Genomic DNA, 19,164 nt, shown 5'->3' on the forward strand with positions numbered 1-19,164 from the left:
GAGGGTGAGCGTGTGTCACACGGTGCTGCAGGCGGTGCCGTTGAGGCTGAAGTCGGAGGGCTTGGCGGAGGTGCCGCTGGAGGTGCCTTGGAACCCGAAGGCCGCCTGGCCGCCGGCCGCCACCTCTCCGTTGTGGGCCACGTTGCTCGCTGTGACCGCCCCTGACGACCCGGACAGGTTCGCGTTCCAGGCATTGGTGATCCGCTGCCCGGAGGGGAGGGTGAACGCGAGCTTCCAGCCGCTGATGGGAGAGGAGCCGGTGTTGGTGATGGTGACGTCGGCGGTGAAGCCGCCCTGCCAGACGTTCGTCGCGTACGCCACCTTGCAGGCCGTGGAGCCGCCGGGGCCGGGGTCACCGGAGGAGCCCGTGTTGACGGTGGAGGAGAACGAGGTCACGGCAAGGCCCGCGCCGTTCTGCCAGGGCTCGAACCCCGCCTGAACGCTCGTCAGGTACCAGTTGTTCTGCGCGAGGCCCCGGGAGACGGCCTGCCGGGCGAAGTCCATGACGTCGAAGGCCCAACTGCTGATCGCCGACCGTGCGACGAACGACAGCACGTCGTTCGAGCCGTTGTTGCCGGACCACACCTGCCACTCGCGCCCGCCTACGCTGGCGTTGCCGACGGGGGAGCCGATGGGCTGGATGGAGCCGACCTTGTTGAACCAGATCATGATCTCGGTCCGGTTCACGCCGTCGGTGCGGGGCGTGGGGTCGAGCCAGATGTCATACGCGGCGTCGTAGATCGCGTCGCTCACATAGCTGTACGAGATGCTGGAAGGTGCGGTGGAGATGGTGCTGAGCCGAGCGGGAAGCTTGGTGCCGGGCGAGCAGTTGGTGTAGTGGCAGCCGTTGTAGACGGACGGGTACGACTTCGGAGCGCCGTTCGTGGGGACGGATCCGTCGGCCTGGGTGATCCTGAACCCCGAGTCGGTGACGGCGATGCACTGGGTGGCATTGGTGCCCCAGCGGTTGTTCTGGACCACGTAGCGGCCCTGGATGGTCGTCGAATCGAAGGGCTGACAGATCGTGGTGTCGGCCTGCGCCACTGACGCTGTGGTCAGAAGCGTGGCGAGCGAGATGAGCGAGGTGAGCAGCGCGCCGAGCAGGCCACGCGCGCTGTGGGCATGGTGCGGTGAAGGACGCATGCGGATCCTCTTCAGGGGGATGGGCATCAGAGGAAGTGCTCCCGCGCCACCTTGTGCATGGGAGCGCTCCCAATCCTGGGTTCGGCAGGGACTGTAGGGATGGTTCAGGTCCATGACAAGGCTGTCGACGAGAACCTGTCGAAACGATTTCGGATACGCAGGTCAGGCACGGGCACCGAGACGCAGAGCGCCGGCACCGGGGGCGCTCCCTGGACAGGTTTGCGCGCGCCGACGCCGGGAGCGCTCCCGGCAGGTTCGCCGACGAAGGTCAGGTCGACTCGCGTACCACCAGCTCCGTACGGAGGATGACGTGACGCCAGGCCACGGCGCCCTCCTCCATCTCCTCCAGGAGCAGTCGGATCATGGCTCGCCCGATCTCCTCGATCGGCTGCCGTACCGTCGTCAGCCGCGGTTCGGTCCGCTGGGCCAGCGTGAAGTCGTCGAAGCCGATCACGGCGACATCCTCGGGCACACGGCGTCCGGCCGCCCGCAGGGCCTCCAGAGCCCCCGCGGCTGTGGTGTCCGACGCGGCGAGGACCCCGTCGATGTCCGGATGCCGTTCGATGAGCTCGGCCATGGCGCGGCGTCCGCTCTCCGCCGTGAAGTCGCTTTCGGCGACACGGGTCTGCTCGCCCTCCAGTCCCGCCTGCGCCAGGGCCTCTTCGTAGCCGCGCAGCCGGCACTGGGCGGCGTACAGGTCGAGCGGCCCGGTGATGGTCGCTATCACTCTGCGGCCCTGTCTCAGCAGGTGGGAGACGGCGCTGCGGGCTCCGCCGATGTTGTCCGCGTCGACGTAGCTGACGTACTCCTCCCCAGAGCGGCGCCCCAGCATCACGGTGGGCAACCGGGCTTCGGCGAGCATGTCCGGAAGCGGATCACCGGCGTGCACGGACATCAGCAGGACGCCGTCGACCCGACCGCCGCGCGCGTACTCGAGGAAGCGCTGCCGCTCGGCGTCCGAGCGGACCAAGGTCAGCAGCAGTTGGATGCCGGTGTCGGTCAGCGCGTCTCCGAGCGAGCGGACGATCTCGGAGAAAAAGGGCTCGGCGAACTGCCGCCAGTCCGGCTCCGTCATGACCAGGGCGACGGCGTCGGCCCGCCGCCCGGCCAGGGAACGGGCCGCGAGATTGGGCACGTAACCCAACTCCTCGATGGCCCGCTGTACGGCCCGACGCGTCGAATCCTTCACGCCTGCCGCGTTGTTGATGACGCGGGAGACCGTGCCCCGTCCCACCCGCGCGTGGGCGGCCACCTCCTCCAGCGTCGGTGTCCCCGGGCGTCGTCTGCCCATGACCACCTCCCCCCAAGAGATCACCGATCTTACCGGCCGGAGGAGATCGAGGGCATGACTTCGCCAGTGGCCTGGTTATAGGCGGTCGCCCTGCGCCCAGAGATTGGGAGCGCTCCCGTCTGCTTGGTCGTGCTGGAATCGCGCGCGAGGGCCGGGCGGCCCCCTGGTGCGGGTGGCGGCCGCCGGGCCGGGTGACCCCGTCGCCCGGTGACGGGTCGCGTACGCGGAGCGCCGGCGTGGGCTGCTCCAGGAGGTCCGCGTACGAGCCCATGGCCAGGGCGATGTCCGCCTGGGCCAGAACCGGTGGTAGGTGAAGACGGGCGCGGCGCCGCCCTTGAGGTAGGCCTCGATCTTCGAAGTGCGGGTCGTTCTTGTAGAAGGACCGTATCGAGGAGAACGTCGAGGACGCGTCGATGCTCTCGCCGTTCGGCATCCTGCCGCTCCAGCCGCTTTACGCGGCCGCCACGCCGACGTCGTTGGTGTAGTCGGCGACGGTGACGTAAGTCCGCTGTGGCACCGGGACTTGACGCGTTCCAGGTGTCGGGCTGGCCCGACCACTGGAGCGTGGAGGGAATCTGGCAGGTGCCGTCCGGGTTGATCGTGGTCTTGGACAGCGCCCACTTGACCCACTTGTCGAGGACCGCCTTCGCGGCGGCGTTCCCCGTCTGCTGGTAGTACTCGGCGACCCGCTCCATCGACCACGCCTGGAAGCCGAACCACTCTTGTGGGAGCGCTCCCATCGTGGAGGTGAAGGCGGGTGAAGGGCCGACCGAGGCTCCGGCCGCCGGCATCGACGCCTACGTGTGGGTCAAGCCGCCGGGGGAGTCGGACGGCAACAGCGCCGCCGTCCCCAACGACGAGGGCAAAGGCTTCGACCGGATGTGTGACCCGACCTACGGCGGCAACCCCCGCAACGGCAACGCCCCACTGCTCCACACGCCGCCCAGGTCGATGGTGATGGACTGCGGCAGCGACAGGCTCCAGGTCGACCAGCAGGTCTCGTAGCCCTTGTCGCTGAGTCCGTCGATGGCGTTGAACGGGCCCTCGCCGGTGTGGAAGCCGGTGGCGTACGCGTTGACCGGTGTGACGGGGTGTTCGGCGCGCAGCATCTGGGTGGGCAGCGGTGGCCTGGCGGTGTCGGGGCTCCAGGCCGCGCTGACCTCGGCGAGCCGGTTGACGATGTTGGTGTCCAGCAGGCCGTTGCGGTTGGGCGGGCAGTCGAGGATGAACGAGATGTACTTCGGTTCCAGGTCGGCCAGGTGCGAGAGGATCGCGTCCTTGCTCATGAGGCCCTCGGTCGGGGTGGTGGGGTGCCAGAACCAGCCGTTGCTGATGGTCTGTCCCTGCATTCCTGCGTAGGTGTTGCCCGTCGGCGCCGTGACGCCCAGCAGCTCCTCGAAGAAGATCGCGTCGCTGAGGAAGGGCTCCGACAGCCCGCCGATGTCGAGCATGACGCAGTCCGGTGCAGCTCCTTCACGAGTGAGCGGATGCTCTGGCAGGAGACGGCCTGCTGCCCCATCTGCCATGCGTAACCATCAGTCATGAACGTGTCGATGGCGCCGTAGTTGGTGAGCAGCTCGCGGATCTGGCCGAGGATGAAGGTCATGTGGCTGGGCTGGATGGCATCGGTGATGTCGAGCCCGGACACCTTGTGCCGGCTCTCCCATGCCTCGACGCCGAAGGTGCGGTCCCAGACCGAGAAGTACGACCCGACCTTCAGCCCTTTCGCCCGGAAGGCGTCGCAGTGCGCCTGGACGACGTCGTGCTTGTAGGAGCTGTTCGCGACGTTCTGGGTGCCGTAGGCGCTCGGCCACAGGGCGAAACCGTCATGGTGCTTGGTGGTCAGGATGCCGTAACCCATCTTGGCGGCAACCGCCGCGTCAGCCCACTGCGCGCAGTTGACGCTCGGGGGAGCGAAGAGAGTGGGGCTCTGGTTCGGTGCCGCCCATTCCTGGTTGGTGAACGTGCCCAGACTGAAGTGGTTGAACATGCCGAACCGCAGGTCGACCATCTTGCTCAGGTTGGTCTGCGTGTCTGCGGCGGCAGCCTGCGACAGCAGGCCGGAGAAGCCGGGGACGATCGGCAGCGCGGTCGCGGCGGTCGCCGCACCCGCGGCACCGAGAAACGTACGGCGAGACAGTCTTGCCGTTGGAGCCCGAGTCCGCGGTGGTGAAGCCGACCGGGCTGGTCAGGGAGTACGTGCCCCCGCGCAGGTTCACGACGATGTCCCCGGACATGCCCGAGTTCACCGCGCGCACCGCGTCGCGAGCCTTTGCGATCGTCTTGAACGCCGCTGATGTACTGGTTCCCGAATTGCTGTCACTGCCGTTGGCGGGGTCCACGTAGAAGTTGGTGTCGGCCGCGTGCGCCGCTTGTGCTGGCAGGATGACGGCTGTTGCCACCAGCAGTGTTTGCAGCAGTCCCACGATGAGCCGTGCGGGTCTCATGCTGTTGTTCTCGTTACCTTGTTGCGCAGCGCGTCGCCGGAGAGCTCCCTACGCCGCCTGCCTCCTAGTACTCCAGTCTCATTTCGCGATCTTGTCGCGGACCCGGCTGGGAACGGGTACGGCCACCGCGTGATCATCGGGGGTTGGGTGGACTCCTGAAGATCGTGCGGTGGCCGCAGGCCAAAGCGTAGACACTGTCCGCTGGTGGGCGATGTTCGAGCAGGTCATGGCCCGGATCGCGGGCCGTTCCTGCGGGTGGAACCCAGGGCTGCGGCCCGCGCCTACCTGCTCGAACAGCCATTCCTCCCCGAAAGGATCAAGAGCTCTCGCGAGTGCCCGACCGGCACGCCCGTCCCCGACATCGCTCGACCTGACACCTGCGCAGATCCGGATCGTCCAGCAGGTCGCGGAGGGCGAGAGCAGCCCTCGAACGTGGTAGCCGGCGGCCAGAGCTGCCCCATCCGGTTCCGGTGCGTGGGCTGCGACCACTTTCGCACGGACGTCTCCTACCTGCCCGACCTCCAGGCATACCTGGCCGACCTGCTGCGAAGCCGGGAGAGGCTGATGTCGACGTTCGCCGCGGACGACTGGGCGCGCAGCGAGGCGATGCCCTCGCAGGAGGAGATCCGCCGGGTGCGCCGACTGATCGACCGCGTCAAGGCCGATCTCGGCGGCCTCACGCCGGAGGAGCAGGCGCAGATCAGCGAGGCCGTCGCTGTCGTCCGCCGCAGCCGGACGACGATGCTCGGCATGCCGCGCATCGGCCTGCCCGTGTCCGACGTCCACAGCGTGGGGTCCGCATGAGCGCGGCCATGGCCGACGGCCGCCGCGCCGACAGTGAGCGTCGCCGCCGGCGGGTAAAGACCGCCCTCCAGAAAGCTGTTGCCGACGGGACAACGGTCAGCGTGAGCGGCATCGCCCGGCATGCTGGCATCGACCGCACCTTCCTCTACCGCACCGCGACCTGCTCGCGCTGATCCACGCGGCCGAACGCGAACCGCACGGATCGCCGTCTTCGGCTGGCCCGCCTGTCAGCCTGGCGTCGCTCCAAGCCGACCTTGCCAACTCCCATGCTCGCAACACCCGGCTCGTCACACAGATCTGGCGCCTGGAGCGGCGCCTGTCGGAGCTCATGGGCGAGCAGACCTGGCGCGAATCGGGACTGGGCGCGCTCGCCGACCATGAAGAACTCCAGCGCCAAGTCGTGCACCTAGTGTCCCGTGACCCGGTTCATGTCAGTTCGCGTTTGACGAGTTTCCTCACCTTCGTCTGGACGAGGCGGACCTTGGCGAGGATCTCGGTGGCGGTGGCGGTCCACGTGAAGGGTTTCGCGTTCACGTTCCAGGAGTCGATGTAGTCGCGGATCTGCTTGATCAGGACATGGACGCTGGAGAACGTCCCGCGGCGGATGGACTGCCGGGTGATGATCCCGAACCAGATCTCGATCTGGTTCAGCCAGGAGGAGCCGACGGGGGTGAAGTGGAAGTGCACGTGGGGATTCTTCGCCAGCCATGCCTTCACCTCCGGAGTGGTGTGCGTGGAGAGATTGTCCAGGACGACGTGGATCTCCTTTCCGGCATGCGGCTTCACCGCCTTCTTCAGAAAAGCCAGGAAGTTCGCCGCGTTCCGGCTCGGCTTGCACTCGCCGATCACTTCGCCGGTGGCGGTGTTCAGGGCGGCGAACAGGTTCGTGGTGCCGTGCCGGATGTAGTCGTGGGTGCGCTTCTCCGTGGCGGCGAAGGTCACCGGCAGGACCGGCTGGGTCCGGTCCAGCGCCTGGATCTGCGTCTTCTCGTCGACCGACAGGACCACCGCGCCACCGGGCGGGTCGAGGTACAGCCCGACGATGTCGGCGACCTTCTCCGCGAACGCCGGATCCTTCGAGAGTTTGAAGGTGCCCGTCCGGAAGGGCTTCAGGTTCTCCTCGCGCCACACGCGGGCGACGTAGTGGAAGGAGATCTTGATGCCCTCGGTCCGCTTCAGATACGCGGCGAGCGTGCGCGTCGACCAGTGCGTCAGGCCCGTTTCCGCGGGCGGTGTCATTCTGGTCAGCGCGATCACCCGGCCACGCGTCCGCGGCGGCACCTGTGCCTTCCCGCCGCCGCGCTCCGCTGCACGATCCCGGAGAAGCGCGACCAGGTCGCCAACCGCAAGAAACGCGGTTCGCACGGTGGCCGGCCGCCGAAGTTCGACAAGACCGAAGTGGAAGGCGCCGCGAATGGCAGCGATCGCGGACCTGGCGCTGAGCGGTTGTTCGCGCTCGTCGTGCCCTTCCTCGGCCGCCCGCTGAGTCGGCCCGCCGGCTGGTCACTGATCCGCACACGCCGGACGCGCGCAGGGAGGGGGCGTCATCCTGGCGCCGGCACCCGTCCTGGGGTGCCGCCAGTGCAGCTCCGCCCGGGGTCCTGCGCGCTCAGCGGGTCAGCGGCGAAGGCCTCGAAGGACGATGTCCTGGGTGATCTCGGACGATCGTCGTCCTTCTTCCCGGTGCACCTTGATGCAAGCGATCGCGAGCTGGAGTACCTGGGTGGCGGTGATGTCGTCCCGCAGCGCGCCCGATCGTGCTGCGCGGATGAGCGTGCGGTCGAGGACGCGTCGGATGTCCGCTGCCCCGATCTGGTGGAGCGCGGCGGTGACCTCCCAGCCACCCAGCCCGTCGAGTGCGTCGCCGAGGCCCCGGTGCGCTGCGGCTGCTTCGACCATCGAGTGGAACACCTCGTGCAGGGCCGCCATGGGCTCGAGCCGGTCGGCCCGGTCGGCCCGCGCGATGACCTCGACGATGGGGTCGGCGAGGGCGGCCTGGATGAGCTCGGTCTTGGTCTCGAAGTGTCGCCCCACGGTCCCCGTCCCCACCCCGGCGGCTCGGGCGACGTCTGCGACCGACACGGACAGCCCGTCAGCGGCGAAGAGTGCGGCTGCTGCGGTCACGATGCGCTGACGGTTCCGGACGGCGTCCGACCGTCGGCTCCGTGGAGCTGGTGCTGGATCGGTGGATGTCACGGGACTCCTTCCTAAACGGGATCGCCATCCCGTATCGTATCGAGAAGCGGGATGAGAATCCCGTTTCATTCGCTGCAAGGAGAGTAAGCGGTGCACGTCGTGGACGTCGACCGGTGTCGACCGCTGACCTCGTCCGACCCTTTTCCCAGGAGAACTGATCATGCTCGCTGCCGTGTACGAGGCCTACGGGCCGCCGGAGGTCGTCCGTGTCGCCGAGGTGCCGAAGCCGTCCCTCGGTTCGAGTGAGGTATTGGTGCGGGTGGTCGCAGCCGCTGTGACGCGTGGCGACACCCTCCAACGTGCGGCCGACTTCCCGCCGGGCACGGGGGCCGGTGGACGCCTCGCGCTCGGCGTCCGCCGCCCCCGTCGCAAGATCCTGGGGTGCGTGTTCGCCGGCGAGGTGGTCGGCGTCGGTGCGCAGGTCACCGACGTCTCCGTCGGTGACAGGGTGTGCGGCGTCAAGGGCATGGAGGCCGGCACCCACGCGCAGTACGTGGTGGCGCGGGCGTCGGCATGCGTGCCCATCCCCTCCGACGTGTCGATGCGGCAGGCTGCGGCGACGCTGTTCGGGGGGACCACCGCCGTCTACTTCCTCGAGCGCGGCGGGATCGCGGCAGGCGCGCGGGTCCTGGTCAACGGAGCCTCGGGGGAGATCGGCTTGATGGCGACCCAGATCGCTCGCGCTCGTGGTGCGTACGTCACCGGCGTCGCGAGTGCCGCGAACGCCGCGCTCGTGCGACGACTCGGTGCCAACGCTGTGGTCGACCACACCCGTGAGCCCCTGAGTGCTCACACGGAGAGGTACGACCTCGTCCTCGACACGGTGGGGAACCTCGGTGCGAGCGACGCGGACCGCTTGCTCACGAGCGGCGGCAAGCTGGTGCTTCTGCGTGCGTCGTTGGGGCAGATGCTCAGCCCCCGCCGTGCCCTGGTGACCGGGTCCTCCTTGGGGCGCAGCGACGGCGCCGCGGACCTCCTCCGTGGAGTGGCCGACGGATCGATCGAGCCGATCATCGACAGCACGATGCCCCTGGAAGACGTCGTCTCCGCCCACCGGCGAGTGGATTCACGGCACAAGGTGGGCAGCGTGCTTCTCGACATGGGCAAGGCCGCGGCCTGACGTCGTCGTGGCGTCACCTCAAGGAGGACGAAGCAGCGTTCATGTACAACGGTTCGCCACGATCTCGACGAATGGCTGACCGCGTAACGGCGACCACATGTGCCGACCAGACAGCCAACGACACGGGCGAACAGACGAGACAGGTGAGGAAGGTGAGTGGGATGACTGAGACCGCAACGGCGCGGCGTAGTTGGATCACACCCGAGCGTGAGGCCGAACTGTACATGGCCGTGCTCGACCTGCTCCGCGAGGTCGGCTACGACGCCCTCACCATGGACGCCGTCGCCGCCCGCACCCGCTCCAGCAAAGCCACGCTCTACCGCCAGTGGGGCGGCAAGGCCGAGCTGGTCGCCAAGGCCGTACGGCACGACAAGCCCGGGGCCGGCCTCGCCGAGATCGACACCGGGTCGCTCAGGGGAGACCTGCACGCCCTCACCCTGTGTTCGGACGACGCCAAGATGGAGCAGAACTCTGCGCTGATGCGGGGCTTGGCCATGGCGATCCACGGCAATCGGGATCTCCTGAAGGCGTTCCGTGAACATCTCATCGAGCCGGAGACGGCGGAGTTCCGCCGCCTGGTGCAGCGGGCGATCGACCGGGGCGAGGTCGCCGCGGACAACCCGGCGATCGAGTTCATGATCCACATGATGATCGGCTGGTTCGCCGCCCGCACGATGATCGACGAGAAGCCGCCGACGCAGGCCTCCCTCCTCTCGTACATCGACGCCCTGGTCCTCCCGGCCCTCGGCGTCCAGTAAATCCCCGTACCCGTCCATCCCCGTAGTCCTCCACGCACCTGACGTCACTGCTCACGCCGTCGGGCCGATCACCCCTGCCACCCACCGGGCTGATCACCCTGCCCAGGGCCTGCGCCGGAGCACAGACCCTCCACCCCACGACCTGACCGGGAGTACGCCAACGTGGCCACTTTCCTGTACAAACTCGGCCGACTCGCCTTCAGGCGACGCCATTTCGTCGCCCTGATATGGGTGGCCCTGCTGACGCTCGCGGGCGTCGCCGCGGCCAACGCGCCCGCTGCCGGATCCTCTTCGTTCTCGATCCCCGGCACCGAGGCGCAGAAAGCTTTCGACCTGCTGGATCAGCGTTTCCCCGGCGGCAGCGCCGACGGCGCGACCGGCCGCATCGTCTTCAAGGCGCCCGAGGGCCAGAAGATGACGGATGCCGCCAACAAGGCGACGGTCGCGAAGACCGTGGCCGCGCTCGGCGACGACTCCGAGGTCGTCTCCGTCACCGACCCCTACACGACCAACGCCGTCAGCAAGGACGGCACGGTCGCCTACACCTCCGTGACCTACGACGCCCCCTCCAGGGAGCTCAAGGACTCCACCCGGGAAGAGCTGGAGGCGGCCGGGGACGAGGCCCGGGACGCGGGGCTGACCGTCGAGGTCGGCGGCGACGCGCTGCAGGCCGAGTCCGAACCGCCGGCGGCCGGTGAGATCGTCGGCCTCGCCATCGCCGCCGTCGTCCTGGTCATGACCCTGGGCTCCCTGATCGCGGCCGGGCTCCCGCTGCTGACCGCGATCATCGGCGTCGGCATCGGCGTCTCCACCATCACCGCCCTCGCCAAGACGCTCGACCTCGGCGACACGACGTCCACCCTCTCCTCGATGATCGGGCTCGCGGTCGGCATCGACTACGCCCTGTTCATCGTCTCCCGCTACCGGAGCGAACTCGCCCAAGGCCGCGACCGCGAGGAAGCGGCCGGCCGGGCCACCGGCACCGCCGGCTCGGCCGTGGTCTTCGCGGGCCTCACGGTCGTCATCGCGCTGGCCGGACTGTCGGTGATCGGCGTGCCGATGCTGACCAAGATGGGCCTCGCGGCCTCCGGCACGGTCCTCATCGCCGTCCTCATCGCGCTGACCATGATCCCGGCGCTGCTCGGATACACGGGGCGGAGGGTCCGGCCAGAGGGGGAGAAGCGCAAGAAGTCCGTGGAGAAGAAGGCGGACAAGCCGAGCCTCGGCACCCGCTGGGCGAGCTTCGTCATCCGCCGTCCCGTCGCCGTCCTCCTCTTCGGCGTCGTCGGCCTGGGCGTCGCCGCCCTTCCGGTGAGCTCCATGGAGCTGGGTCTGCCCGACGACGGCTCGCAGCCGACGTCCACCACCCAGCGGCGCGCCTACGACCTCCTCTCGGAGGGGTTCGGCCCCGGCTTCAACGGTCCGCTGCTGATCGTCGGCGACGCCCAGGGCAGCGCCGACCCGAAGGCCGCGGCCGCCGAGCTGACCGACAAGATCAAGGGCCTGGACGATGTCGCGACGGTGACGCCCGCGACGTTCAACAAGGCCGGGGACACCTTCACCGTCACCGTGATCCCGGCCTCCAAGCCGTCCTCCACACAGACCGAGGACCTGGTGCACGCCATCCGGGACGACATCGCCTCCGAGGCGGACGCGAAGGTCCTGGTCACCGGCACCACCGCGATGAACATCGACTTCTCGCAGAAGCTCACCGACGCCCTGCTCCCCTATCTGGCGCTGGTGGTCGGCCTGGCCTTCCTGCTGCTGATCGCGGTCTTCCGTTCGATCCTGGTCCCGCTGAAGGCGGCCCTCGGCTTCCTGCTCTCCGTCCTCGCCGCGCTCGGCGCCGTCGTCGCGGTCTTCCAGTGGGGCTGGCTCGGCGGCCTGCTCGGCGTCGAGGAGAGCGGCCCGATCATGTCGATGGTGCCGATCATCATGGTCGGCGTGGTCTTCGGCCTCGCGATGGACTACGAGGTGTTCCTCGTGACCCGCATCAGGGAGGCGTACATCCACGGAGAGTCCCCGAACCAGGCCATCGTCAGCGGGTTCAAGCACAGCGCCCGGGTCGTGTCCGCCGCCGCGGTCATCATGATGGCCGTCTTCGGAGGCTTCATCTCCTCCGGCGATACCGTGATCAAGATGTTCGGCGTCGGGCTCACGGTCGCCGTCTTCTTCGACGCGTTCGTCGTCCGCATGGCGATCGTCCCGGCGGTGCTCACGCTGCTCGGCAAGAAGGCCTGGTGGCTCCCGAAGTGGCTCGACCGCGCCCTGCCGAACGTCGACGTCGAGGGCGAGAGCCTGCGCGCGCACGACCGCCCGAAGGACGGCGACGTGGACGAGGACCGGGAGCTCGTAGGGCTCTGATCCCTCCCCCGATACGAGAAGGGCGCCCCGCTGTCCTTGGGCGCCCTTCTCGTACGCCCGGTCGGGCCGGTGCCCGGAATTCGTTCGGGACGCGTGTATCGGACAGCTAGCTCCGTACTTCGCGGGTGGCTGAATCGGCTGGTTCGGGGCCTGTGAGAGTGTCTGTTGGAGTCGTGGCCGCGTTGGTGGGGTGTGACGAAGTCTTCCCGGTCCCCGCAGCCACGGACGGTGCGTCCGCGCATGGAATGCGTGGTCAGCGCCGTGGTTGAGAAGCTGGTGGTCCCGGGTAAGACGCTGCGACTGGTCGCCAAACCGGTTCACCGGGACCAGCGACGACGCGCACGCCACGGTCTCGCGTCAGCGGCGGGAGCTTGCACGGGCAACCTTGGCGGCGGCGGGCGAGGTCACGGCCTGATTGATCGTGGCGACCCGCTCGGCCCGCCGCCGAGGGGCGCCGGTCCGCATCAGCTGGATGAGCGCTCCCCCCGTCGCGCATTCGTGCGATCGCCGGCGCGGCCATGTGGGTTGAGTCCGAAGAGGACGAGGGTGAGCCAGCGGGTGCGTGCCGTCGGCGGACAGTCGGTGGGTACGGAAGAAAAGAGCAGGTAGATGTCCTCGACGCTGATGTCCGGGTGGAGATCGCCGTCGGACTGGGCAGTGCGGATGAGGTTGGCGAGGGCCATGCCGGCACGGTCCTCGTCGGCCTTGTCGTCGGGGACGGCGCCGAGCGTCTGAGTCGCCGTCTTGATGGCATGGTCGGTCGCCGCGTCCTCGATGAGGCGGGCCAGGAAGCCGGTGAGTTCGTCCCACGCACGCCCTCCCGCCGCGGCGCGCCCACAGGCGGCCTCGATGTCGTCGGCGATCCGCGCGACGAACTCCGCCATGACGGCGGCGACCAGGTCGGTCTTGGTCGGGAAGTGGCGGTACAGGGTGCCCACGGCCACCCCCGCCGCTGCGGCGATCTCGTCCATCCCCACGTCCGGGCCGTGCGCGGTCACCTGCTCACGAGCGGCGGCAAGGATCTTCTTGCGGTTGCGCACAGCATCGGCACGCAGCGTCCGACCTCCGGTCACAGCTTCTCCTCACTCAGTTCCACTTCACGCCTTGCCAAAAGATGAACCATGGTTCACGATGAAGTCGAACCATGGTTCATCTTACTTCCTGACTGACGCAAGGGGAGACACATGACCGAGAAGGTCTGGTTCATGACCGGCTGCTCACGCGGCTTCGGCCGGCTGTGGGCGGAGGCCGCGCTGAAGCGGGGTGACCGGGTCGTCGCCACGGCACGCGACGAGAGCCGGCTCAAGCCGCTGGCCGAGGCGTTCCCCGACACCGCGCTGATCCTGCCGCTGGACGTCACCCGGCGCGGCGCCGTGTTCGACGCCGTGGCCGCCGCCCACGACCACTTCGGGCGACTCGACGTGGTCGTCAACAACGCCGGTTACGCCTTGCGCGGCGCTGTCGAAGAAGTCCGGGAGGCCGATGTCCGGCAGTTGCTGGACACCAACCTGCTCGGGGCCCTGTGGGTGACGCAGGCGGCGCTGCCCATACTGCGCGAGCAGGGAAGCGGCCACGTCGTGTCGGTGTCCAGCATGGCCGGACTGGTCGGCGAGCCGACCCTCGGCCTGTACAACGCCTCCAAGTGGGCACTGGAGGGCATGATGGACGCCTTGTCGCGGGAGGCCGCCCACCTCGGCATCAAGGTGACCATCATCGAACCCGGCCCCTACGCCACCGAGTTCGCCAGCGCCGCTTCCGCCAAGGCCTCCCCCGAGATCCCCGCCTACGACGAGGCTCGCCGAGCCCTGCTCGCGGGCTTCGATCCGGCACACGTCGCCGACCCCGCCGCAACCGCGCCCGCCGTGTTCGCGGCGATCGACGCCACCGAGCCACCGCTGCGACTGGCCCTGGGCAAGGCGGTCCTGCCCAGGGTCCGCAGCCAGTACACCGCACGACTGTCCCTCTGGGACGAATGGGCCGACGTGTCCGCACGCGCCCACGGCAACCTGTAACGAGACAGGAGTAAAACGATCATGAAAGCAGCCGTATACCGCGAGAACGGGTCCCGAGGTGCTCAGCTACGAAGAGGTCGCCGACCCCGTACCCGGCGCCGACGAGGTGCTGATCCGTGTCGAGGCCATCAGCATCGAGGGCGGTGACCTGCTCAACCGGCAGAGGATCCCGCTCCCGCACAGCCCCCACATCGTCGGCTACAGCACCGCGGGCACGGTGATCGCCGTCGGCGAGCACATCACCGGTCTGCGGGTCGGCCAGCGCGTGAGTGCCTTCGGAGAGACCGGCTCGCATGCCGAACTCCGGGTGGTGCGCCCGGATCACTGCTGGGTCTGCCCGACGGTATCGACGCGGCGGCGGCGTGCGTGCCGGTCGCGTTCGGCACCGCCTACGAGGCGCTGTTCGAGCAGGCCGCGGTCACCACGGGCAGCACCGTGCTGGTGCAGGGCGTGGCGGGCGGTGTCGGTTTCGCCGCGGTGCAGCTCGCGGCGAAGGCCGGGGCGCGGGTCATCGGGACGGGGTCGAGCCGGCGGCAACTCGACGCGTTGCGCCGGCTCGGCCTGCACGACGGCATCGACTACACCACCGAAGACGTGCGCAAACGCGTCCTGGACCTCACCGACGGCGTCGGTGTCGACCTGGTCGTCGATCCCGTCGGCGGTCCGATGACCCAGGAGCTGATCCTCGCCACGCGCGAGGGCGGCACGATCGCCTTCCTCGGAGCCTCGGCCGGCCAGCCCCTGATCGACCCGGTCACGCCCGCCATGGGCGACCTCACGATGAAGGGCTTCATGCTCAGCAAGATCTTCCACACGCCTCGCGTGCGCGCCTACCTCGCTGACATCTTCCGCCGGGTCGCCGAGGGCGACCTCGAGGTGCTCGTCGACCGGACCTTCCCGCTCGCCGACGCCGCCGACGCGCACCGCTACGCCGAGCAGCGCGGCCGTCTCGGCCGGGTGGTCATGACGCCGTGACGGCCCCGTCACGCGACAACGACCTCCACAACCCGTGATCAGGAAAGAGAAGACAGCCATGACGCTGCCCATGCAGATTGAATCGCTCCGGGTCTGATGAAGGCTCGATTCCCTGAGAGGATCGAGCCATGGCACGTCCGTCCCCCTACCCTGCTGAGCTTCGTGAGCGCGCGGTGCGCATGGTCGCGGAGATCCGTCCGAACTATCCGACCGAGTGGGCCGCGATGAAGGCGGTCGCTGCGAAGCTGGGCATCGGCGCCGCAGAGACGGTGCGGACATGGGTCCGCAAGTCGCAGGTTGACTCCGGGCAGCGGCCCGGCGTCACCTCCGATGAGGCTGCGGAGATCAAGCGGCTCAAGGCCGAGAACGCCGAACTGCGACGGGCCAACGAGATCCTCAAGGCGGCCTCGGCTTTCTTCGCGGCCGAGCTCGACCGGCCGTCGAAGCGCTCGTAGCGTTCATCGACGCACACCGCCAGGTGTTCGGGGTCGAGCCGATCTGCCGAGTCCTGACCAGTCACGGACTCAAGATCGCAACGAGCACCTACTACGCCGCCAAGAACCGTACCCCCAGCGCACGTGCTGTCCGCGACGCCGAGCTGAAGACGCACATCAGCCGTGTCCACACGGACAACTTCAGCGTCTACGGGGTCCGGAAGGTCTGGAGACTCAGCCGGTCGGCTACTGGTGCGGCCTGACCCATGCGACCGTCACCCGGCACCTGCGTGATGCCATGGCCAAGATCGACGTCACGCAGCCGCAGTACTGGGTACTCAACCGCGTGAACGGCGGTCCCACAGCGCCGAGCCGCGAGGAGGTCGTCGCGCAGCTGACGCACCTTGCCGACGGGCCGCACGAAATCGCCAGGGTCGTCGACCAGTTGCTCCACCGCGAATGGCTCCGGATCGACGACGGGCAGCGCCTGCACCTCACGGATGCCGGGGAGGCCGCCAGAGCGCGGCTCCGTGAGCTGGCGACCGAGGTACGGGCCGTGGTCCACCAGGGCATCAGCGACGAAGAATACGTGGCCGCGCTTAAGGTACTGCGCAAGATGGTGGCCAATGTCGAGGGCGTCGGGGGCGCGTAGTCATCCGTTGTCGTTGCGCGCTCTTGTGACCGCCCGGGCGGGAGCGTGTGCGGCCACCCCGTGATCATCGGAGGCTGTGTGGACTCCTGAAGATCGTGCGGTGGCCGCGGGCCATAGCGTAGACCCTGACCGCTGGCGGGCGATGTTCGACCAGATCATGGCCCGGATCGCGGGGCGGTTCGGGCGGGTGGAACCGAGGGGGACCGCCCGTGCCTGTCTGCTCGGGCTGCTATCGGGTGCCGAGCGGAAGAACTGGTGGCAACTGGCAGAACAAGCCGGTCATGTCCGGCCCGGGCCGATGCAGCGCCTGCTTCGGGAAGCCCGCTGGGACGCCAATGCGATCCGCGACGATGTCCGCGCCTACGCTGCCGAACACCTCGGCGCCGACGGCGGTGTCCTGATCGTGGACGAGACCGGCTTCTTGAAGAAGGGTTCCGCCTCGGCGGGCGTGCAGCGGCAGTACACCGGCACTGCCGGACGCATCGAGAACAGCCAGGTTGGTGTATTCCTCGCCTACGCCACCCGCCGGGGACGGGCGTTGATCGACCGTCGGCTCTACCTGCCCGAGCACTCCTGGTGCACCGACCCCGAGCGTCGCCGGGCCGCCGGAATACCCGACGAGGTGACCTTCGCCACCAAGCCCTGCCTGGCCGGCGAGATGATTGCCGCCGCGCTCGACGGTGGCATCACCGCCTCCTGGGTGACCGGCGACGAAGCCTACGGCCAGGACCCGAAGTTGCGAACAGCCCTGGAGAAACGCGGCATCGGCTACGTCCTGGCGGTCGCCTGCTCGATTCGGGTCCGCATCAACAACGGCCGCACTCCCATCCGCGCGGACACCGTCGCAGGCCGCCTGCCCGCCACTGCCTGGCACCGCCAGAGCACCGGCAACGGTGTGAAAGGCCCGCGCTTTTACGACTGGGCCTGGATCCACATCGGCACCGGCAGCCACCGCCACCTCGTCATCCGCCGTAACCGATCCACCGGCGAACTCGCCTTCTACCTGTGCTGGTCACCCGCCAAAGTACCTCTGTCCGAACTAGTCCGCGTCGCCGGTGTCCGCTGGAGCGTCGAAGAATGCTTCCAGGCCGCCAAGGGCCAAGTCGGACTCGACCACTACCAGGTCAGGCACTGGACCTCATGGCACCGGCACATCACCCTCGCCATGCTTGCCCTGGCCTTCCTGACCGCCGTCGCCGCCGACGCGGCCCCGGACAAGCCCGCCGATCCACACCACCACGTCCAAAGCAATGACCCGATCAAGCTGACCGTCCCGGAGATCCGCCACCTGCTTGCCGCCGTCTTTCCCCTGCCAGCCGTGACTGCGGCCAGGCTGGTGCACTGGTCAACCTGGCGCAGACGTCACCAGGCCACAGCCCGACGCAGCCACTACCGACGAAGATCCGCCGACGGACCTGCTGGGTAAATCACGAAACCGCACTGGAGCACTAGGAGGGACCGTCGGGTCCCGGCTCGCCGAGATGCCAGATCTCGAGGAGGTCCGTCCACTGGGCCCCGGTGCCCCGGCCACGGTTCCTGGCATGGATCGGTGAGCTTCCACCACTGCCGCGTCACCGGGTCGGCCGCGATCGCGGTCATGTCGGCATCGAAGCTCGGTGTCCGCGTACGCAGGCCCAGCCGGAGCGTGAGCCGGATGCAGGTGGAGGCGGGCAGCATGACGGTGAGCAGGCTGTCGTCGATCTTCGATGCTTGGGCGAGACCGTCCTTCGTGGTCGTGCCGGTTCCGCCACAGGCTGATACCGCGGTCAGGATCCCGGTCGCCACACAGGCGGCCGGCAGCGCCGACCGCGTCCTGGGGAACGGTCTCCTGCGATCGGTGCACGGCTTCCTTGTGACCACGAGTGCTCCACTGCGTTGTGGGCGACCTGATCAGAGCGGCGGGGAAGGCGGACGAGGGGGGATTCGGCCTGCGGAAAGAAATTAGGCGCCCTATGGTGAGCCTGGTCAAGGGGATGTACGGGCACAATTTTCGGGAGTTGCGTAGCATTATTGGAGAGTTTGTGGTGGTATTCCGGATTATTGAGTACCCCGACAGGGGTGGAAGGTCGGATTCCCTCGATGCTTTCCTGTAATGAGTACGATTTATCGAGAGGATGGAGGTCTGTAGCATGTCGAGTGGCTGCGCAGCGGATCAGGTGTGCTTCAGCCACATCACCAAGGGAGGCCGGGGATGAGTGACACAGCGGCGGCGACGCCTGGCGGCGCGGAGGGGAACAACGAGTACCGCCCTGGGTATGAACTCGTCGCAGAACGGATCCTCGAGTTCATCGCCGAGTCACGCCTGACCCCTGGTGACCGACTGCCCACCGAGACCGAATTGGCCGGCCGGCTGGGCACCAGCAGAGCCGTGGTCCGCGAAGCCGTGAAGATCCTTTCCGCGCTCGGACGAATCAGGGCGCACAAGGGGCGAGGCCTCTTCGTCGCGGACGACGAGGGCATGTTGACCACGAGCCGTTGGGGAGGTTTCTTCCGGCCCACCGATCTCGATCACATCTTCTCGCTGTTCGAGTTCCGCAGGGTCCAGGAGATGGCGGCCAGCAGTCTGGCGGCGACCCGGGCCACGCCCGCCGAACTGCGGGCCATCGAAGTCGCCGTGGAGACGTGCCGCCACGGCTTCGTCCACGGGCAGGTGGAGGTGTTCGACCAGGCGGACGACGACTTCCATGCCGGGGTCGCGGCGGCCTCGCACAACACCTTCCTCGTCGACGCCGTGCGTGACGCGCGCCGGTTGCAGCGACAGTCCAGCGCGATCGGTATGCATGACGTGCTGAGTGACCATGCCGAGGCCGCGGTCGAGGAGCATGCGGCCATCTACGAGGCCATTCGGGACGGTCGGCCGGAAGCGGCGGCCCAGGCGACCGCCGTGCACCTGGACAAGACACTTGAGGACTACCGTCGTGCAATTCAACGGCGGCTGTTCGGATAGCCGGTTGGTTCAGGCCGCGCG

15 protein-coding genes and 6 pseudogenes are annotated in these 19,164 nt (G+C 68.3%); 13 read left to right on the forward strand and 8 right to left on the reverse strand.

Going from position 1 to position 19,164, the window contains the following annotated elements; genetic code table 11:
• Positions 1 to 15: 15 nt before the first annotated feature.
• The 4 genes and pseudogenes from AC067M_RS13020 to AC067M_RS13035 form a co-directional block, all read right to left on the reverse strand.
• On the reverse strand, positions 16 to 1,143 hold the full coding sequence (locus AC067M_RS13020) for a glycoside hydrolase family 12 protein (protein WP_478697071.1): 1,128 nt from the start codon (positions 1,141 to 1,143) through the stop codon (positions 16 to 18).
• Positions 1,144 to 1,411: 268 nt separating this feature from the next.
• On the reverse strand, positions 1,412 to 2,434 hold the full coding sequence (locus tag AC067M_RS13025; protein ID WP_478697072.1) for a LacI family DNA-binding transcriptional regulator: 1,023 nt from the start codon (positions 2,432 to 2,434) through the stop codon (positions 1,412 to 1,414).
• 310 nt (positions 2,435 to 2,744) lie between these two features.
• Positions 2,745 to 2,867: pseudogene (locus AC067M_RS13030) on the reverse strand (hypothetical protein); the annotation flags it as partial.
• Between the two features lie 124 nt (positions 2,868 to 2,991).
• Positions 2,992 to 3,225 (reverse strand): annotated as a pseudogene (locus tag AC067M_RS13035) (glycoside hydrolase family 48 protein); the annotation flags it as partial.
• Here AC067M_RS13035 and AC067M_RS13040 point away from each other — a divergent pair.
• Positions 3,191 to 3,361: pseudogene (locus AC067M_RS13040) on the forward strand (glycoside hydrolase family 6 protein); the annotation flags it as partial. The pseudogenes AC067M_RS13035 and AC067M_RS13040 overlap by 35 nt on opposite strands.
• Here the strand turns inward: AC067M_RS13040 and AC067M_RS13045 are convergent.
• A pseudogene (locus AC067M_RS13045) lies at positions 3,361 to 4,520 on the reverse strand (alpha-L-fucosidase); the annotation flags it as partial. The pseudogenes AC067M_RS13040 and AC067M_RS13045 sit on opposite strands and share 1 nt — an antisense overlap.
• Before the next feature lie 835 nt (positions 4,521 to 5,355).
• Here AC067M_RS13045 and AC067M_RS13050 point away from each other — a divergent pair.
• Together AC067M_RS13050 and AC067M_RS13055 are read left to right on the forward strand one after the other, a co-directional pair.
• Positions 5,356 to 5,685, forward strand: a complete 330-nt coding sequence (locus AC067M_RS13050; RefSeq protein WP_478697073.1) for a transposase — start codon at positions 5,356 to 5,358, stop codon at positions 5,683 to 5,685.
• Entirely contained in the window at positions 5,682 to 5,858 is a 177-nt protein-coding gene (locus AC067M_RS13055) for a DUF6262 family protein (RefSeq protein WP_478697074.1), read from the forward strand. The genes AC067M_RS13050 and AC067M_RS13055 overlap by 4 nt, the downstream gene beginning before the upstream one ends.
• Before the next feature lie 253 nt (positions 5,859 to 6,111).
• Here the strand turns inward: AC067M_RS13055 and AC067M_RS13060 are convergent, their stop codons facing one another.
• Together AC067M_RS13060 and AC067M_RS13065 are read right to left on the reverse strand one after the other, a co-directional pair.
• A complete protein-coding gene (locus AC067M_RS13060) occupies positions 6,112 to 7,050 on the reverse strand; it encodes an IS630 family transposase (RefSeq protein WP_478697075.1) in 939 nt (312 codons plus the stop codon).
• 252 nt (positions 7,051 to 7,302) lie between these two features.
• Complete coding sequence (locus tag AC067M_RS13065; protein WP_478697076.1) at positions 7,303 to 7,809, reverse strand: TetR/AcrR family transcriptional regulator; 507 nt, start codon at positions 7,807 to 7,809, stop codon at positions 7,303 to 7,305.
• A 232-nt stretch (positions 7,810 to 8,041) separates the two neighbouring features.
• Between AC067M_RS13065 and AC067M_RS13070 the strand changes: the two genes are divergently transcribed.
• From AC067M_RS13070 to AC067M_RS13080, 3 genes are all read left to right on the forward strand, one after another.
• On the forward strand, positions 8,042 to 9,001 hold the full coding sequence (locus tag AC067M_RS13070; protein WP_478697077.1) for an NAD(P)-dependent alcohol dehydrogenase: 960 nt from the start codon (positions 8,042 to 8,044) through the stop codon (positions 8,999 to 9,001).
• Positions 9,002 to 9,162: 161 nt separating this feature from the next.
• Positions 9,163 to 9,759, forward strand: a complete 597-nt coding sequence (locus AC067M_RS13075) for a TetR/AcrR family transcriptional regulator (RefSeq protein ID WP_478697078.1) — start codon at positions 9,163 to 9,165, stop codon at positions 9,757 to 9,759.
• Between the two features lie 162 nt (positions 9,760 to 9,921).
• Positions 9,922 to 12,123, forward strand: coding sequence for an MMPL family transporter (locus AC067M_RS13080; RefSeq protein ID WP_478697079.1), 2,202 nt, complete (start codon positions 9,922 to 9,924; stop codon positions 12,121 to 12,123).
• Between the two features lie 464 nt (positions 12,124 to 12,587).
• Here AC067M_RS13080 and AC067M_RS13085 read toward each other — a convergent pair whose 3' ends face one another.
• A complete protein-coding gene (locus AC067M_RS13085; protein ID WP_478697080.1) occupies positions 12,588 to 13,196 on the reverse strand; it encodes a TetR/AcrR family transcriptional regulator in 609 nt (202 codons plus the stop codon).
• Positions 13,197 to 13,307: 111 nt separating this feature from the next.
• Between AC067M_RS13085 and AC067M_RS13090 the strand changes: the two genes are divergently transcribed.
• From AC067M_RS13090 to AC067M_RS13120, 7 genes and pseudogenes are all read left to right on the forward strand, one after another.
• A complete protein-coding gene (locus AC067M_RS13090; RefSeq protein ID WP_478697081.1) occupies positions 13,308 to 14,135 on the forward strand; it encodes an SDR family NAD(P)-dependent oxidoreductase in 828 nt (275 codons plus the stop codon).
• A gap of 106 nt (positions 14,136 to 14,241) precedes the next feature.
• Positions 14,242 to 14,406, forward strand: a pseudogene (locus AC067M_RS13095) (alcohol dehydrogenase catalytic domain-containing protein); the annotation flags it as partial.
• A 95-nt stretch (positions 14,407 to 14,501) separates the two neighbouring features.
• Positions 14,502 to 15,110, forward strand: a complete 609-nt coding sequence (locus AC067M_RS13100) for a quinone oxidoreductase family protein (protein WP_478697082.1) — start codon at positions 14,502 to 14,504, stop codon at positions 15,108 to 15,110.
• A gap of 128 nt (positions 15,111 to 15,238) precedes the next feature.
• A pseudogene (locus AC067M_RS13105) lies at positions 15,239 to 15,774 on the forward strand (transposase family protein); the annotation flags it as partial.
• A complete protein-coding gene (locus AC067M_RS13110) occupies positions 15,771 to 16,196 on the forward strand; it encodes a MarR family winged helix-turn-helix transcriptional regulator (RefSeq protein ID WP_478697114.1) in 426 nt (141 codons plus the stop codon). The pseudogene AC067M_RS13105 and the gene AC067M_RS13110, both read left to right, overlap by 4 nt.
• A gap of 142 nt (positions 16,197 to 16,338) precedes the next feature.
• Positions 16,339 to 17,622, forward strand: a complete 1,284-nt coding sequence (locus tag AC067M_RS13115; protein WP_478697083.1) for an IS701 family transposase — start codon at positions 16,339 to 16,341, stop codon at positions 17,620 to 17,622.
• A 765-nt stretch (positions 17,623 to 18,387) separates the two neighbouring features.
• Positions 18,388 to 19,143 (forward strand): FadR/GntR family transcriptional regulator, encoded by a 756-nt coding sequence (locus tag AC067M_RS13120; protein WP_478697084.1) that lies wholly within the window; start codon positions 18,388 to 18,390, stop codon positions 19,141 to 19,143.
• Positions 19,144 to 19,164 lie beyond the last annotated feature (21 nt).

Source organism: Streptomyces sp. NPDC043427 (genome assembly GCF_056436655.1).

Coding starts and splice junctions, on each gene's coding strand:
- AC067M_RS13070 (WP_478697077.1), top strand. CDS start 8,042: ATGCTCGCTGCCGTGTACGAGGCCTACGGGCCGCCGGAGGTCGTCCGT.
- AC067M_RS13020 (WP_478697071.1), bottom strand. CDS start 1,143: ATGCGTCCTTCACCGCACCATGCCCACAGCGCGCGTGGCCTGCTCGGC.
- AC067M_RS13075 (WP_478697078.1), top strand. CDS start 9,163: ATGACTGAGACCGCAACGGCGCGGCGTAGTTGGATCACACCCGAGCGT.
- AC067M_RS13115 (WP_478697083.1), top strand. CDS start 16,339: ATGTTCGACCAGATCATGGCCCGGATCGCGGGGCGGTTCGGGCGGGTG.
- AC067M_RS13025 (WP_478697072.1), bottom strand. CDS start 2,434: ATGGGCAGACGACGCCCGGGGACACCGACGCTGGAGGAGGTGGCCGCC.
- AC067M_RS13090 (WP_478697081.1), top strand. CDS start 13,308: ATGACCGAGAAGGTCTGGTTCATGACCGGCTGCTCACGCGGCTTCGGC.
- AC067M_RS13120 (WP_478697084.1), top strand. CDS start 18,388: ATGAGTGACACAGCGGCGGCGACGCCTGGCGGCGCGGAGGGGAACAAC.
- AC067M_RS13055 (WP_478697074.1), top strand. CDS start 5,682: ATGAGCGCGGCCATGGCCGACGGCCGCCGCGCCGACAGTGAGCGTCGC.